The 14,382-nt window shown below is 66.1% G+C and carries 15 protein-coding genes; 10 read left to right on the top strand and 5 right to left on the bottom strand.

Translation table 11 applies throughout. The features are described from left to right. Positions 1 to 61: 61 nt before the first annotated feature. The gene (locus SF06_RS14655; RefSeq protein ID WP_039562304.1) at positions 62 to 1,087 is read right to left on the bottom strand and encodes a LysM peptidoglycan-binding domain-containing protein; all 1,026 of its coding nucleotides are present in this window, start codon (positions 1,085 to 1,087) and stop codon (positions 62 to 64) included. Positions 1,088 to 1,237: 150 nt separating this feature from the next. Between SF06_RS14655 and def the strand changes: the two genes are divergently transcribed. The 5 genes from def to SF06_RS14630 are packed head-to-tail and all read left to right on the top strand — an operon-like array spanning position 1,238 to position 5,797. After that, positions 1,238 to 1,744: a peptide deformylase gene (gene def / locus SF06_RS14650; RefSeq protein ID WP_027588660.1), complete on the top strand. Its 507-nt coding sequence runs from the start codon at positions 1,238 to 1,240 to the stop codon at positions 1,742 to 1,744. 50 nt (positions 1,745 to 1,794) lie between these two features. Then, complete coding sequence (fmt, locus tag SF06_RS14645) at positions 1,795 to 2,727, top strand: methionyl-tRNA formyltransferase (protein WP_039562303.1); 933 nt, start codon at positions 1,795 to 1,797, stop codon at positions 2,725 to 2,727. Next, entirely contained in the window at positions 2,724 to 4,037 is a 1,314-nt protein-coding gene (rsmB, locus tag SF06_RS14640) for a 16S rRNA (cytosine(967)-C(5))-methyltransferase RsmB (protein WP_039562301.1), read from the top strand. The genes fmt and rsmB overlap by 4 nt, the downstream gene beginning before the upstream one ends. A 38-nt stretch (positions 4,038 to 4,075) precedes the next feature. Next, on the top strand, positions 4,076 to 5,449 hold the full coding sequence (gene trkA, locus SF06_RS14635; protein WP_027588945.1) for a Trk system potassium transporter TrkA: 1,374 nt from the start codon (positions 4,076 to 4,078) through the stop codon (positions 5,447 to 5,449). 30 nt (positions 5,450 to 5,479) lie between these two features. Then, a complete protein-coding gene (locus SF06_RS14630; protein WP_039562298.1) occupies positions 5,480 to 5,797 on the top strand; it encodes a tetratricopeptide repeat protein in 318 nt (105 codons plus the stop codon). 71 nt (positions 5,798 to 5,868) lie between these two features. Here SF06_RS14630 and SF06_RS14625 read toward each other — a convergent pair whose 3' ends face one another. From SF06_RS14625 to SF06_RS14610, 4 genes are all read right to left on the bottom strand, one after another. Beyond that, complete coding sequence (locus SF06_RS14625) at positions 5,869 to 6,516, bottom strand: 7-cyano-7-deazaguanine/7-aminomethyl-7-deazaguanine transporter (protein ID WP_039562297.1); 648 nt, start codon at positions 6,514 to 6,516, stop codon at positions 5,869 to 5,871. Between the two features lie 75 nt (positions 6,517 to 6,591). Next, complete coding sequence (locus SF06_RS14620; RefSeq protein ID WP_039562295.1) at positions 6,592 to 6,879, bottom strand: hypothetical protein; 288 nt, start codon at positions 6,877 to 6,879, stop codon at positions 6,592 to 6,594. After that, positions 6,876 to 7,763 (bottom strand): lysophospholipid acyltransferase, encoded by an 888-nt coding sequence (locus SF06_RS14615; protein WP_027588941.1) that lies wholly within the window; start codon positions 7,761 to 7,763, stop codon positions 6,876 to 6,878. Before SF06_RS14615 ends, SF06_RS14620 begins: the two co-directional genes overlap by 4 nt. Before the next feature lie 147 nt (positions 7,764 to 7,910). Continuing rightward, the gene (locus SF06_RS14610; protein ID WP_039562293.1) at positions 7,911 to 8,471 is read right to left on the bottom strand and encodes a DNA-3-methyladenine glycosylase I; all 561 of its coding nucleotides are present in this window, start codon (positions 8,469 to 8,471) and stop codon (positions 7,911 to 7,913) included. 134 nt (positions 8,472 to 8,605) lie between these two features. Between SF06_RS14610 and glyQ the strand changes: the two genes are divergently transcribed. From glyQ to SF06_RS14585, 5 genes are read left to right on the top strand one after another with little or no spacing between them, the layout of a single operon-like run. Next, on the top strand, positions 8,606 to 9,553 hold the full coding sequence (glyQ, locus tag SF06_RS14605; RefSeq protein WP_027588939.1) for a glycine--tRNA ligase subunit alpha: 948 nt from the start codon (positions 8,606 to 8,608) through the stop codon (positions 9,551 to 9,553). Further along, positions 9,553 to 11,607 carry a glycine--tRNA ligase subunit beta gene (gene glyS, locus SF06_RS14600; protein WP_039562290.1) on the top strand — a complete coding sequence of 685 codons (2,055 nt, stop codon included), beginning with the start codon at positions 9,553 to 9,555 and terminating at the stop codon, positions 11,605 to 11,607. The genes glyQ and glyS overlap by 1 nt, the downstream gene beginning before the upstream one ends. 51 nt (positions 11,608 to 11,658) lie before the next feature. Then, positions 11,659 to 12,201, top strand: a complete 543-nt coding sequence (gene gmhB / locus SF06_RS14595) for a D-glycero-beta-D-manno-heptose 1,7-bisphosphate 7-phosphatase (RefSeq protein ID WP_039562287.1) — start codon at positions 11,659 to 11,661, stop codon at positions 12,199 to 12,201. Continuing rightward, entirely contained in the window at positions 12,198 to 12,962 is a 765-nt protein-coding gene (locus tag SF06_RS14590; RefSeq protein WP_039562284.1) for a lysophospholipid acyltransferase family protein, read from the top strand. Before gmhB ends, SF06_RS14590 begins: the two co-directional genes overlap by 4 nt. Positions 12,963 to 13,017: 55 nt before the next feature. Further along, entirely contained in the window at positions 13,018 to 14,382 is a 1,365-nt protein-coding gene (locus tag SF06_RS14585) for a diguanylate cyclase (RefSeq protein WP_039562283.1), read from the top strand.

The following is a 14,382-nucleotide window of genomic DNA, read 5'->3' as shown; positions in this document are numbered from 1 at the left end:
AGGGCACAAAAAAGCCGCTCTGCCAGGGGGCGAGAGCGGCTGGGTGATCCCTGGAACCGGGTCAGGGATTGCGAATCTTGTCGAGCACCGCCATCTGCCGGGTGGCCTGCAGGATCAGACCGTAGCTGAGCTTGTCGTAGGCGCGGAACACCATCAGCAGGCCGGCGCGCTCATCGGGAATCTTGACCTGCTCGCCGGTGAGGCGGTCGCGCACCGTTTCGCCGGTCTTGTAGATGGCCAGCACGTTGCCCTCGCTCAGGCCGTCGCGACGGCCCTTGTTGAGGGTGACCACATCGTATTGGCCGATCTGCGTCACGCCGCGCGGCACGTCGAGGATCAGCCCGTCGATGGTCTGCAATGGCTCGCTGGGCACGAAGGAGGAGGTGAGGGTGCGTTCCTCGGTGGAAAACAGCCGGTCGGCGATGCGGATTTCCTGGGTGGAGCGGGTCAGACGCAGGGTGGTGATGTCGCCTTCCTCGCCGATGCGCTGGCCGGTGCCGATGTCGTCGGCATTGATGCCCAGCACTTCACGGGTGACCGGATCGACGTAGGTGCGACCCTGGCGATAGATGCCGTACACCGGCTCGTCATTGGGGAAGCGTCCGCGGGCGTAGACGCGATCGTCCTTGCCGCTGATCACGCGTTCGGCGTTGCCGGCGACGATGTAGGGTGCACGCTCGAAATCCTCCGCGCTGTCGACGATGCGGTTGGCCAGCAGGAAGCTGTTGATCGCTTCCAGCGGAATCGGCGCGATCGCCTCGATCAGCGGGGTACTGCGCACCTGCGGGGACAGCTTGACCGTACCGCGCGAGGTGCCGCGCTCCAGGGTCAGGCGCGGCTGGCCATCCACATACACCAGGCTGAGCACATCGCCCGGATAGATGAGGTGGGGGTTCTCCACCTGCGGATTCACGTGCCAGATCTGCGGCCATTTCCAGGGTCGGTCGAGAAACCGCGCGGAGATATCCCACAGGGTATCGCCCTTGACGACCGTGTAGCGCTCCGGATGTCCGTCGCGCAGCTCAACCTGGGCCTGGGCCAGGCCGCCACCGGCCAGCAGCAGCAGGGCGAGTAGTGTTTTCCTCATGGGCTGAATCCCTTTATGATGTGGCTCCGCGCAAAATTGCCCGACCTCGCTTCAAACCCTTGAAAACCGTGGTTTGCAGGCACTTTTGCACCGCTGCCGGATCTTAGCAGTGGGCCTTTTTCCAATTGCATACCTGTTTCACAAACGCTTATGGCCATTCTCAACATCCTCGAATTCCCCGATCCGCGGCTGCGCACCCTCGCCAAGCCGGTGGAGGTGGTCGATGACAGCATTCGTCAGCTGGTCGACGACATGTTCGAGACCATGTATGCCGCTCCCGGCATCGGCCTGGCGGCAACCCAGGTGAACGTACACAAGCGCGTGGTGGTGATGGATTTGTCCGAGGACAAGTCCGAGCCCCGGGTCTTCATCAACCCGGAGTTCGAGCCGCTGACTGACGAGATGGACCAGTACCAGGAAGGCTGTCTGTCGGTGCCCGGCTTCTATGAGAACGTCGATCGCCCGCAGAAGGTGAAGATCAAGGCGCTGGACCGCGACGGCCAGCCCTACGAGCTGATCGCCGAAGGCCTCCTGGCGGTGTGCATCCAGCACGAGTGCGACCACCTCAACGGCAAGCTCTTCGTCGATTACCTGTCGCAGCTCAAGCGCGACCGCATCAAGAAGAAGCTGGAAAAACAACACCGCCAGCAGGCGTGATCCGAACCCAAAGGCTTGCTTCGGCAAGCCTTTTTCGTCAGTGAGCTCCCATGCGTATCGTCTTCGCCGGCACCCCCGAATTCGCCGCCCAGCACCTGCGGGCCCTGCTTGAGGCAGGCCGCCAGGTGGTGGCCGTCTACACCCAGCCCGATCGCCCGGCCGGCCGCGGCCAGAAGCTGATGCCCAGCCCGGTCAAGCAACTGGCGATGACCCACAACATCCCGGTTTATCAGCCGCAGACGCTGCGTGATCCGGCCGCCCAGGCGGAACTGGCCGCCCTGCAACCCGACCTGATGGTGGTGGTCGCCTATGGGCTGATCCTGCCGCAGGCCGTGCTGGATACTCCGCGCCTGGGCTGCATCAACAGCCACGCTTCGCTGCTGCCGCGCTGGCGTGGTGCGGCGCCGATCCAGCGCGCGGTGGAAGCCGGTGATGCCGAATCCGGCGTGACGGTGATGCAGATGGAAGCCGGCCTGGATACCGGGCCGATGCTGCTCAAGGTGACCACGCCGATCAGCGCCGAGGATACCGGCGGCACGCTGCATGACCGCCTGGCCGAACTGGGCGCGCGCGCCATCGTCGAGGCCGTCGACGGCCTGGAGGCCGGTACGCTCAAGGGAGAAGCACAGGACGATGCGCTGGCCTGCTATGCCCACAAGCTCAGCAAGGACGAGGCGCGTCTGGACTGGAGCCGTCCGGCCGTCGACCTGGAGCGGCAGATCCGCGCGCTGCATCCGTGGCCGATCTGCCACAGCGGCCTGTCCGGCGAAGCGGTGAAGGTGCATGCGGCACAGCTCGCTGACGGCAGCGGCGCGCCGGGCACGATTCTCGACGCCGGCAAGGACGGCCTGCGCGTGGCCTGCGGCCAGGGTGCGCTGCTGCTCACCCGCCTGCAGTTGCCGGGCGGCAAGCCGCTGGCTTTCAGCGACCTGTACAACAGCCGCCGCGAGCAGTTCGCCGCCGGCCTGGTGTTCGGCGCATGAACCCGCGCCTGGCGGCCGCCCAGGCCCTGGCGGCCGTCCTGCAGGGCCGCGCCTCGCTGGGCAGCAGCCTGCCGCCGCTGCTCGAGCGCGTCGAAGCCCGCGACCGCGGACTGGTGCAGGAACTGGCCTTCGGCACCGCCCGCTGGCAACCGCGCCTGGCGCTGTTGGCCGAGAAGCTGCTGCAGAAGCCGTTCAAGGCCGCCGATCGCGATGTCGAGGCCCTGCTGCTGGTCGGCCTCTACCAACTCTTCCACACCCGCGTCCCGGCGCATGCCGCCATCGGCGAAACGGTTGGCTGCACGGACAAGCTGAAGAAGCCCTGGGCCAAGGGCCTGCTGAATGCCGTGCTGCGCCGCGCGCAGCGCGAAGGCGAGGCGCTGTTCACCGAACTGGAGCGCGATCCGGTCAGCCGCACCGCTCATCCGCGCTGGTTGCAGAAGCGCCTGAAGGCCGACTGGCCTGAGCACTGGGAAGCCATCTGCGCGGCCAACAACCTGCACCCGCCGCTGATCCTGCGCGTCAATCGGCGCCACGGCAGCCGCGACGCCTATCTGGACGAATTGCGCGCCGCCGGCCTTTCAGCCGAACCCTGCGCGTTCAGCGCCGACGGCATCCGCCTGCTGCAGCCCTGCGACGTCACCGGCCTGCCGGGCTTCGCCGAGGGGCGGGTCAGCGTGCAGGACGAGGCCGCGCAGCTGGCCGCCGGCCTGCTGGAACTGGCGCCCGGCCAGCGCGTGCTGGACGCCTGCGCCGCACCGGGCGGCAAGACCTGCCACCTGCTGGAGCGCGAGCCGGGCCTGGGCGAGGTGATCGCGCTGGATGCCGAGCCGCTGCGCCTGACCCGGGTGCGTGAAAACCTGGATCGCCTGCGCCTGCAGGCCACGCTGGTCGCCGCCGATGGCCGCGACACCGCCGCCTGGTGGGACGGCACGCCGTTCCAGCGCATCCTGCTGGATGCCCCCTGTTCGGCCACCGGGGTAATCCGCCGCCATCCGGACATCAAGCTCACCCGCCAGGCCGAGGACATCAGTGCCCTGGCCACTTTGCAGAGCGAACTGCTGGATGCCCTGTGGCCGATCCTCGAGGTCGGCGGCATTCTGCTCTACGCCACCTGCTCGGTGCTGCCCGAGGAAAACAGCGCTAACATCGACGCCTTCCTGGCGCGCACGCCGGGCGCGCGCGAACTGGATATTCCGGGCAACTTCGGCATCAAACCGGCCCACGGACGCCAGCTGCTGCCGCAGCCGGACGGCCACGATGGTTTCTACTACGCCAAGCTGATGAAGATTGCCGCTGGCCCGCGCGGCTAGTGGCTGACCTCTCAGTGGCCTGCTAACGGAGCTAACAGGTGAAGATCATCATTCTCGGCGCCGGCCAGGTGGGTGGCACCCTGGCCGAGCACCTGGCCAGCGAGGCCAACGACATCACCGTGGTCGACACCGACGGCGACCGCCTGCGCGAGCTGGGTGATCGCCTGGACATCCGCACCATTCAGGGCCGCGGCTCGTTTCCCACCGTGCTGCGCCAGGCCGGCGCCGACGATGCCGACATGCTGGTGGCGGTGACCAACAGCGACGAGACCAACATGGTCGCCTGCCAGGTGGCCTACACCCTGTTCCACACGCCGACCAAGATTGCCCGCGTGCGCGAACCCGCCTACCTGACCCGCGCCGGGCTGTTCGACAACGAGGCCATCCCGGTCGACGTGCTGATCAGTCCCGAGCAGGTAGTGACCAACTACATCAAGCGCCTGATCGAATACCCCGGCGCCCTGCAGGTGATCGACTTTGCCGATGGCAAGGCCCAGCTGGTGGCCAGCAAGGCCTACTACGGCGGGCCGCTGGTCGGCCAGCAGCTCAAGGAACTGCGCGCCCACATGCCCGGCGTGGACACTCGGGTGGCGGCCATCTACCGGCGCAACCGGGCCATCGTGCCGCGCGGCGACACGGTGATCGAGGCCGACGACGAGGTGTTCTTCATCGCCGCGCGCGGCAACATCCGCGCGGTGATGAGCGAGCTTCGCCGCCTGGAAGACAGCTACCGGCGCGTGGTGATCGCCGGCGGCGGCAACATCGGCGAGCGCCTGGCCGAGGCCATCGAAAGCCGCTACCAGGTGAAGATCATCGAGAAGAGCCCGGCGCGCTGCCGGCATCTCTCGGAAGTGCTGGACAGCACCATCGTGCTGCAGGGCAGCGCCTCGGACCGCGACCTGCTGCTGGAAGAGAACATCAACGACGCGGACATGTTCCTGGCGCTGACCAACGACGACGAGGCCAACATCATGTCCTCGCTGCTGGCCAAGCGCCTGGGCGCGCGCAAGGTGATCACCCTGATCAACAACACCGCCTACGTGGACCTGGTGCAGGGCGGCGAGATCGACATCGCCATCAGCCCGCAGCTGGCCACCATCGGCACGCTGTTGACCCACGTGCGCCGTGGCGATGTGGTCAGCGTGCACTCGCTGCGCCGGGGCGCCGCCGAGGCCATCGAGGCCATCGCCCATGGCGACGCCAAGTCCAGCAAGGTAGTGGGGCGGCGCATCCGCGATATCGCCCTGCCGCCGGACACCACCATCGGCGCGGTGATCCGCGACGAGGAAGTACTGATCGCCCACGACGACACCCTGATCGAGTCCGGCGACCACGTGATCCTGTTCCTGATGGACAAACGCCATATCCGCGATGTGGAACGGCTCTTCCAAGTGGGGTTGGCATTCTTTTAAGGTGAGCGGGTCCGCACGGAGACCGCCGTCATGCTCGCATCGCTGGAAAACATGCTCGCCAAGGGAATCGACAACCCGCTGCTGCGCTTCGGGCTCGGCAAGGGCTATCTGGATGCCGGCGATCCGGCCAGGGCCGCCGAGCATCTGCGCCGCTGCGTGGCGCAGGACCCCAAGTATTCCGCCGCCTGGAAGCTGCTGGGCAAGGCGCTGCACGCCAGCGGCGACCTCGACGGCGCGCGCCAGGCCTGGCAACAGGGCCTGCAGGCGGCGCAGGGTCACGGCGACAAGCAGGCCGAGAAGGAGATGACGGTGTTCCTGAAGAAGCTGGACAAGCCGGCGCGCTCGTAAACAGCGCCGACCGCCCTACACGGAGACGCACCGTAGGGTGGGCAACGCACAGCGTTGGCCACCACCAGCGATTACACCGTGGCCGGGCGCCCCGGCAGCAGTCGCATCAGCGCGTTGAGCAGCATGCCGTAGAGCGGCACGAACAGCGCCAGGCTGATGGCCAGCTTGATCACATAGTCCACTGCGGCGATCTCCACCCAGTTGGCCGCCATGAATGCATTGCTGCTGTTCCAGAAGGCCACCGAAAAGAACACGAAGGTGTCCACCAGCGTGCCCAGCGTGGTCGAGGCGGCGGGCGCCACCCACCACTGGCGCAGACGACGCAGGCGGTCGAACACCTGGATGTCCAGCCACTGGCCGACCACATAGGCGGCGAAGCTGGCCAACGAGATGCGCAGCACGAAGTCGTTGAACTCCAGCAAGGCCGCGACGCCGCGGTAGGTGCCTTCCTGGAACAGCACCGAGACCCCATAGGAGACCAGCAGCGCCGGCAGCATGACCCGGGCAATCACCCGCCGCGCAACCTGCTTGCCGAGCAGACGCACGGTGAGGTCGGTGGCCAGGAAGATGAAAGGGAAACTGAAGGCGCCCCAGGTGGTGTGCCAGCCGAACAGGCTGACCGGGATCTGCACCAGGTAGTTGCTGGCGATGATGATGAGGATGTGAAACGCGATAAGCACGGCCAGCGCACGCTGGACCGCCAGGGTAGGCAACGGCATCGGATGATCCTTTTTTTGACCTGGGGTGAGGGAACCCATGAAGCCCGCTTGGGGCGGGCGGCATTCTAGCGGCTTTCAGCCGCGCGCGTCATCGAGGATGAACAGCAGACCGGCGCCGCGCTCGTCGGTACGCTGAATCTCCATCTCCAGCACCGGAGCGGGGGATGGCAGTCCCTGGATCTGCGCCTTCAGGCGCGTACCCACCGGCAGCCTGACCAGCTCGCGCAGCTCCACATAGACACCCACGGCGGACACGTCACGGGTATGGGCGTCCTTTTCACCGAAGCTCTCGTGCCAGACGCGGATATGCCAGTAGAGCGGCGTACGCGAATGGCGACGGCGGTCGCCGCTGACAGCAGTCAATACCACTTCGCCTCACCCTCGGGGCGTTGCTTGAAGCGCTTCATGGTCCACATGTACTGGTCCGGGTAGGCGCGCACATAACGTGCGATGACCTCGCTCTGCGCCGCCACGGCGGTTTGTGCATCTTCGCTGTACATGGCCTCCGGAGCGGCTTCCATGATCACCTTGAAACCGGAGCCGTCGGGCAGACGCACCGCATGCAGGAACAGCGCCTCGGCCTTGTGGCCGCTGATCATGCCGTGCACGAACTTGCTGGTCAGCGCCTGGGTGCCCAGGAAGGGCACGAACAGACCGCTGCTGCGGCTCGGCTCCGGATCGGCCGGAATGCCGGCCTGCCCGCCACTGCGCACTTCCTTGATCACGCTGAGGATGCCTTCCTTGGTGGAAGGTGCCACGCGGTTGCCCATCTGGGTGCGCTGCGCGGCCAGCAGGTCATCGAGCGCCTGGATCTTCGGCGGACGGTAGAAAATGATCGGCTTGCAGTGCGAGCAGTAGAAGTGGTTGAGCACTTCCCAGTTGCCCAGGTGGCTGGTGATGCCGACCACGCCCTTGCCCGAGGCCAGGGCCCGCTCGAGGACGTCGAGACCCTCCACTTCACGCACCTTCTGCAGCGTGCGCTGCGGATGCCAGATCCAGGCGCAGGCGCTTTCGGTGAAGGTCTTGCCAATGGCTTTCAGCGTGTCGCGCAGCAGGGCTTCCCGGGCGGCCGGGTCAAGCTCCGGGAAACAGCGTTCAAGGTTGATGCGCGCCACCTCGCGGGAGCGGTTCGGCAGGCGATACATGAGTACGCCCACGGCGGAGCCCAGCGCCTGCACGGCGCGCCAGGGCAACAGGGCCAGCAGCTTCAGGAAACCGACTGCCAGGGCTCCCTTGATTCTTTCCACACGCGTTTCCTCTCTACAGGAATGGCATTTCGTCATCACGAAACGTTCATTGCAAAAAAATGGCCAGCCGCTATCAGGCCGGGGCGGCAAGGATCATTCACAGGGGCATCCCGCGCAAGCGCAATCCGGGTCGGGAAGGCTCGCCGACTAGCGCGGCGGCTGGCTGAGCTCGGCGTGACGCGGGCAATCCACGACATGGTCCATCACCATGCCGGCCGACTGCATCAGCGCATAGCAGATGGTCGGCCCGACGAAGCTGAAGCCGGCCTTCTTCAAGGCCTTGCTCATCGCCTCGGCCTCGGGGGTGTGTACCGGCACCTCGCCGATATGCGCAGGGCGGTTGATTATCGGCGTGCCGCCGACGAACGACCACAGCCAGTCGGCGGGTGCGTCGATGCGCAGCCAGGCGCGGGCGTTGCCACGCACCGCCTCCAGCTTGCGGCGATTGCGGATCAGGCCAGGATCCTGCAGCAGACGCAGGATGTCCTCGTCACTGAAATTGGCCAGACGCTGCGGGTCAAAACCGTGCAGTACCTGACGAAAATAGTCACGCCGGCGCAGCACGGTCAGCCACGACAGTCCCGCCTGGAAACCTTCCAGGATCAGCAATTCGAACAGCACCGCCGGATCGCGCTGGGGGACGCCCCATTCGCGGTCGTGGTAGGCGATGTAGATCGGATCGTCAGTGCACCAGGCGCAGCGTGGCATCAGTGTTTCCTAGCATCGAGGGCCGGTCATTCGGATATACTTCGCGGCTTTGAACGTCGTCAAAGCGCCTGTCGGATCCACCAGGCTTCATCCGGCCGGGACGCTTCTCCCCGCATCAGCACAGGTGAAATTCCGTGAGCCAGACTACGCCCGCCGTGCGCACCTTCCAAGACCTGATCCTGGCCCTGCAGCAATTCTGGGCCGAACAGGGCTGCGTGATCCTGCAGCCCTACGACATGGAAATGGGCGCCGGCACCTTCCACACCGCCACCTTCCTGCGCGCCATCGGTCCGGAAACCTGGAACGCCGCCTACGTGCAGCCGTCCCGCCGGCCGACCGACGGTCGCTACGGCGAGAACCCCAACCGCCTGCAGCACTACTACCAGTTCCAGGTGGTGCTCAAGCCCAACCCGGCCAACATCCAGGAGCTGTACCTGGAATCGCTGCGCCGCATCGGCGTGGACACCTCGGTGCATGACATCCGCTTCGTCGAGGACAACTGGGAATCGCCGACCCTGGGCGCCTGGGGCCTGGGCTGGGAAGTCTGGCTCAACGGTATGGAGGTGACCCAGTTCACCTACTTCCAGCAGGTGGGTGGGGTGGAGTGCTACCCGGTGACCGGCGAGATCACCTACGGCCTGGAACGCCTGGCCATGTACCTGCAAGGCGTGGATTCGGTGTACGACCTGGTCTACTCCGACGGCCCGTTCGGCAAGGTCACCTATGGCGACGTGTTCCACCAGAACGAGGTGGAACAGTCCACCTACAACTTCGAACACGCCAACGTCGACAAGCTGTTCGAGCTGTTCGACCACTACGAGTCCGAGGCCAACCGGCTGATGGAGCAGCAGCTGCCGCTGCCCGCCTACGAAATGGTCATCAAGGCCTCGCACAGCTTCAACCTGCTGGACGCGCGCCGCGCCATCTCGGTGACTGCCCGCCAGCAGTACATCCTGCGTGTGCGTACCCTGGCGCGGAACATCGCCCAGAGCTACCTGCTGGCCCGCGCCCGCCTCGGCTTCCCGATGGCCACCCCCGCACTGCGTGACGAAGTCCTGGCCAAGCTGAAGGAGGCCGAATAATGAGCGCTCAAGATTTTCTGGTCGAACTGGGCACCGAAGAGCTGCCGCCCAAGGCGCTCAAGAGCCTGGCCGAAGCCTTCCTGGCCGGCATCGAGAAGGGCCTGAAGGACGCCGGCCTGGCCTATGCCACTGCCTGCTACTACGCCGCGCCGCGCCGGCTGGCCGTGCAGGTCAGCCAACTGGCCGTGCAGCAACCCGATCGTGAAGTGAACCTCGATGGCCCGCCGGTGCAGGCCGCCTTCGACAAGGACGGCAACCCGACCCAGGCCGCCCTGGGCTTTGCCCGCAAATGTGGCGTGGACGTCGCGGAGATCGACCGCAGCGGCGCCAAGCTGCGCTTCTCCCAGCGCATCGCCGGCCAGCCCGCCGTGGCCCTGCTGCCGAGCATCGTCGAAGCGTCGCTCAATGCCCTGCCGATCCCCAAGCGCATGCGCTGGGCCGATCGCAAGGAAGAATTCGTGCGTCCGACCCGCTGGCTGGTGATGCTGCTCGGCGACAGCGTGGTCGAGTGCGAGATCCTTGCCCAGAAGGCCGGCCGCACCTCGCGCGGGCATCGCTTCCATGCCAACCACGACGTGCGCATCAGCCGTCCGGACAGCTACGTGGAAGATCTGCGCAGCGCCTACGTGCTGGCTGATTTCGCCGAGCGCCGCGCGCAGATCGAATCCCGCGTCGCCGAACTGGCCAAGGCCGAGAACGGCACCGCCATCGTGCCGCCGGCACTGCTGGATGAGGTGACCGCGCTGGTCGAGTGGCCGGTGCCGCTGGTCTGTTCCTTCGAGGAACGTTTCCTGGCCGTGCCGCAGGAAGCGCTGATCTCCACCATGCAGGACAACCAGAAGTACTTCTGCCTGCTGGATACCCACGGCAAGCTGCTGCCGCGCTTCATCACCGTGGCCAACATCGAGTCGAAGGACCCGGCGCAGATCGTTTCCGGCAACGAGAAGGTGGTGCGTCCGCGCCTCACCGACGCCGAGTTCTTCTTCAAGCAGGACAAGAAGCAGAAGCTGGAAAGCTTCAACCAGCGCCTGGCCAACGTGGTGTTCCAGGCGCAGCTGGGCACCGTGCTGGACAAGGCCGAACGCGTCTCGGCGCTGGCCGGTTTCGTCGCCGAACGCATCGGTGGCAATGCGGACAACGCCCGCCGCGCCGGCATCCTCTCCAAGTGCGACCTGGCCACCGAGATGGTCGGCGAGTTTCCGGAAATGCAGGGCATCGCCGGCTACTACTACGCCAAGCATGACGGCGAAGCCGACGACGTCGCCCTGGCGCTCAACGAGCAGTACATGCCGCGCGGCGCCGGCGCCGAGCTGCCGCAGACCCTGACCGGCGCTGCCGTGGCCGTGGCCGACAAGCTGGATACCCTGGTCGGCATCTTCGGTATCGGCATGCTGCCCACCGGCTCCAAGGACCCCTACGCCCTGCGCCGCGCCGCCCTCGGCGTGCTGCGTATTCTCATCGAGAAGCAACTGGACCTGGACCTGGTCGAAGCCGTCGAGTTTGCCGTCGCCCAGTACGCCGACAAGGTCAAGGCCGCCGGCCTGGCCGAACAGGTACTGGAGTTCGTCTTCGACCGTCTGCGCGCTCGCTACGAGGACGAAGGCATCGACGTCTCCACCTACCTGTCGGTGCGCGCCGTGCAGCCGCGTTCCGCGCTGGACTTCGACCAGCGCGTGCAGGCCGTGCAGGCGTTCCGTGCGCTGCCGGAAGCCGGCTCGCTGGCCGCGGCCAACAAGCGCGTGTCCAACCTGCTGAGCAAGCAGGAAGGCCAGCTTCCAGCCGCTGTCGAGGCCCGCTATTTCGACCACGCCAGCGAGTTCTCGCTGAATGCTGCCATCCAGCATGCCCTGCAGGACGTACAGCCGCTGGCGGCCGCGCGCTGCTACCGCGAGGCGCTGGAGCGTCTGGCCAAGCTGCGCGAGCCGGTGGACGCGTTCTTCGATCAGGTGCTGGTCAATGCCGAGGACGCCAGCGTGCGCGCCAACCGCTATGCCCTGCTGGCGCAGCTGCGCGGCCTGTTCCTGGGCGTGGCGGACATCTCGCTGCTCGGCTAGGTGACGATCGGGCTTCAGGCACCCCCTGAAGCCCCTCTTCGAGGCTGCTGTATGAAGCTGATCATTCTTGACCGCGACGGCGTCATCAACCAGGACTCCGACGACTACGTGAAGAGTCTGGAAGAGTGGGTTCCGATTCCCGGCTCGATCGAGGCCATCGCCCGACTCAGCCGAGCCGGCTGGACGGTGGCGGTAGCCACCAACCAATCCGGGCTGTCCCGCGGCTATTTCAGCGCGCAGACCCTGGACGCGATGCACCAGCGCCTGCGGCGGCTGGTGGAAGAGCAGGGCGGCGCAATCGCCCTGATCGAACACTGTCCTCACGGTCCGGACGACGCCTGCGATTGCCGCAAGCCGCTGCCCGGCCTGTTCCGGCGCATCGCCACGCATTTCCGCCTGAGCGACCTGCGCGGCGTCCCCGCGGTGGGCGACAGCCGCCGCGATCTGGAAGCCGGCCTGGCCCTCGGTGCCGATCCGTTCCTGGTGCGCACCGGCAAAGGCCAGCGCACGCTGGAGAAGCCGCTTCCATCCGGCACACAAGTCTTTGATGACCTGGCCGCCGTGGCCGACCATTTGCTGGAAACCCGTCCATGAGCGCAACGCAACGCCTGAGAACCGTGGTGTTCTATCTGCTGCTGTCGGCCAGCGCCTTTGTGTGGGGCACCGCCAGCCTGGCCATCGCGCCGCTGCTGCCGTTTCGCCAGCGCTACCGGATCATCGTGCAGAGCTGGTGCCGGCTGGCGATCTGGCTGGCCCGCTCCCTGGTGGGTATTCGCTATGAGGTGCATGGGCTGGAGAACATTCCCGAGCGCCCCTGCGTGATCCTCGCCAAACACCAGAGCACCTGGGAAACCTTCTTCCTGTCCGGGCTGTTCAGTCCGCTGAGCCAGGTGCTCAAGCGCGAACTGTTGCTGGTGCCGTTCTTCGGCTGGGCCCTGGCTCTGATGCGCCCCATCGCCATCGACCGCGACAATCCCAAGCTGGCCCTCAAGCAGCTGGCCAAGCAGGGACATGAGCACCTGATGCGCGGCAACTGGGTGTTGGTATTCCCGGAAGGCACCCGCGTGCCGGTAGGGGAAACCGGCAAGTTCTCCCGCGGCGGTTCGGCGCTGGCCGTCAACGCCGGTCTACCGGTGCTGCCTATCGCACACAATGCCGGCCACTGCTGGCCCAAGCAGGGCTGGGCCAAACACCCCGGCACCATCCAGGTGTTCATCGGCCCGCCCATGTACGCCGAAGGCGAAGGCCCGCGCGCGATCAGCGAGCTGAATCAGCGTGCCGAACGCTGGATCGGTGAGCGCATGGCCGAGATCGATCCCCCTCGTGCTGTCAGCAGCGCCTCGCTGGCCAGTTGACGGTCTACCCCGTATTCCGGGCCGGCGTGCCGGCCCCGCCTTGATCCGTGCTCCCATGAATGAAGAACTTCTCGCGCAAGAATGGCAGGCACTGATCCGCCAATACGCCGATGCCCTGCCGATTCTCCAGTCGCTGGCCGAGACGCACCGCGTCGCGCTGGCCCGCGAATTCTACGAACAGATGCTGGAAAACCCCGGTTCCTCTCCCTACCTCAGTCATGAGCAGGTACGTACCCAGCTGAGCAGTTCGCTGCAGCGCTGGATCATCAACGTGTTTGCCGCCCAGCAGACGGAACAGGTGATCGAGTGCATTCGCCTGCAGCAGCACGTCGGCAAGGTGCACGCACGCATCGAGGTGCCGGTGTCCCTGGTGCTGCGCGGCGCCCGCCAGCTGAAGACCCACCTTTCCCGGCTGCTCATGGACAGCGGCCTGGACGATCACGCCCAGCACGCCGCCACGCGCCTGGCCTGCCAGTTGATCGATCTGACCATGGAGATCATGAGCCAGGCCTATTCGCTGTCCCACGACCGCAACTCGCGTGCCGAAGAGGCCTACCGACTGTTCTCGGTGTCGCAGAACCTGGGTACGGAGAAGGAACGGCAACGCGGCGCACTGCTGGACTGGGAGAACCAGCTGATGTTTGCCCTGGCCACCGGCCAGCAGGCCAGCTATCTGCCGAAGCTCAGCGATTCGGAGTTCGGCCTGTGGTTTCGCCACAAGGCCTCGCACGCCTTCCAGGGTTCGCCGGAGAGCACGTCCATCCTCACCTACATCCGTGCCATCGATGCCCAGCTGGAGGATTTGCGCAGCCAGGAACACGGCGGGCGCAGCGATCTGCCCATCGATCTGCTGCGCCAGATCCGCGAGCAGACCAAGTCGATCCGATTCCTGCTCGACAGCCTGTTCGAGCAGGCCAACGACCTGGAGGCCGGCCGTGATGCACTCACCCACCTGCTCAACCGCAAGTTCCTGCCGGTGGTGATGAGCAAGGAGGTGCTCTACAGCCGACAGAGTGGCCATAGCTTCGCGGTGCTGCTGATCGACGTGGACCACTTCAAGCAGATCAACGACACCTACGGACACGAGGCCGGGGACCAGGCGCTGCAGCAGATTGCCGGCCTGCTGACCAGCAACACGCGCGGCGGCGACTATGCCTTCCGCCATGGGGGCGAGGAGTTCCTGCTGGTCCTGGTGGACATCGAGCCGACACGCGCCTTGCAGGTGGCCGAGAGTCTGCGGCAGCGCATTGCCTCCGAATCGTTCCGCATCGGCGGCCAAGTACTTCAGCTCAGCGTCAGCATCGGTGTGGCGGTACACGACGGCCATCCGGACTACCAGCGCCTGCTGCGCCGTGCCGATCAGGCGCTGTACCAGGCCAAGCGCGACGGTCGCAATCGCAGCGTTCTACTGGCAAGCTGA

The organism is Pseudomonas flexibilis (assembly GCF_000802425.1).
Lineage (GTDB): Bacteria > Pseudomonadota > Gammaproteobacteria > Pseudomonadales > Pseudomonadaceae > Serpens > Serpens flexibilis.
Note: the sequence above shows the minus strand (reverse complement) of the source record. Positions and strands in the feature narration are given on the sequence as shown.

Excerpts from the sequence above, each read along its gene's own strand:
- SF06_RS14655 (WP_039562304.1), bottom strand. The coding sequence starts at position 1,087 with ATGAGGAAAACACTACTCGCCCTGCTGCTGCTGGCCGGTGGCGGCCTG.
- def (WP_027588660.1), top strand. The coding sequence starts at position 1,238 with ATGGCCATTCTCAACATCCTCGAATTCCCCGATCCGCGGCTGCGCACC.
- fmt (WP_039562303.1), top strand. The coding sequence starts at position 1,795 with ATGCGTATCGTCTTCGCCGGCACCCCCGAATTCGCCGCCCAGCACCTG.
- rsmB (WP_039562301.1), top strand. The coding sequence starts at position 2,724 with ATGAACCCGCGCCTGGCGGCCGCCCAGGCCCTGGCGGCCGTCCTGCAG.
- SF06_RS14630 (WP_039562298.1), top strand. The coding sequence starts at position 5,480 with ATGCTCGCATCGCTGGAAAACATGCTCGCCAAGGGAATCGACAACCCG.
- SF06_RS14625 (WP_039562297.1), bottom strand. The coding sequence starts at position 6,516 with ATGCCGTTGCCTACCCTGGCGGTCCAGCGTGCGCTGGCCGTGCTTATC.
- SF06_RS14610 (WP_039562293.1), bottom strand. The coding sequence starts at position 8,471 with ATGCCACGCTGCGCCTGGTGCACTGACGATCCGATCTACATCGCCTAC.
- glyS (WP_039562290.1), top strand. The coding sequence starts at position 9,553 with ATGAGCGCTCAAGATTTTCTGGTCGAACTGGGCACCGAAGAGCTGCCG.
- gmhB (WP_039562287.1), top strand. The coding sequence starts at position 11,659 with ATGAAGCTGATCATTCTTGACCGCGACGGCGTCATCAACCAGGACTCC.
- SF06_RS14590 (WP_039562284.1), top strand. The coding sequence starts at position 12,198 with ATGAGCGCAACGCAACGCCTGAGAACCGTGGTGTTCTATCTGCTGCTG.
- SF06_RS14585 (WP_039562283.1), top strand. The coding sequence starts at position 13,018 with ATGAATGAAGAACTTCTCGCGCAAGAATGGCAGGCACTGATCCGCCAA.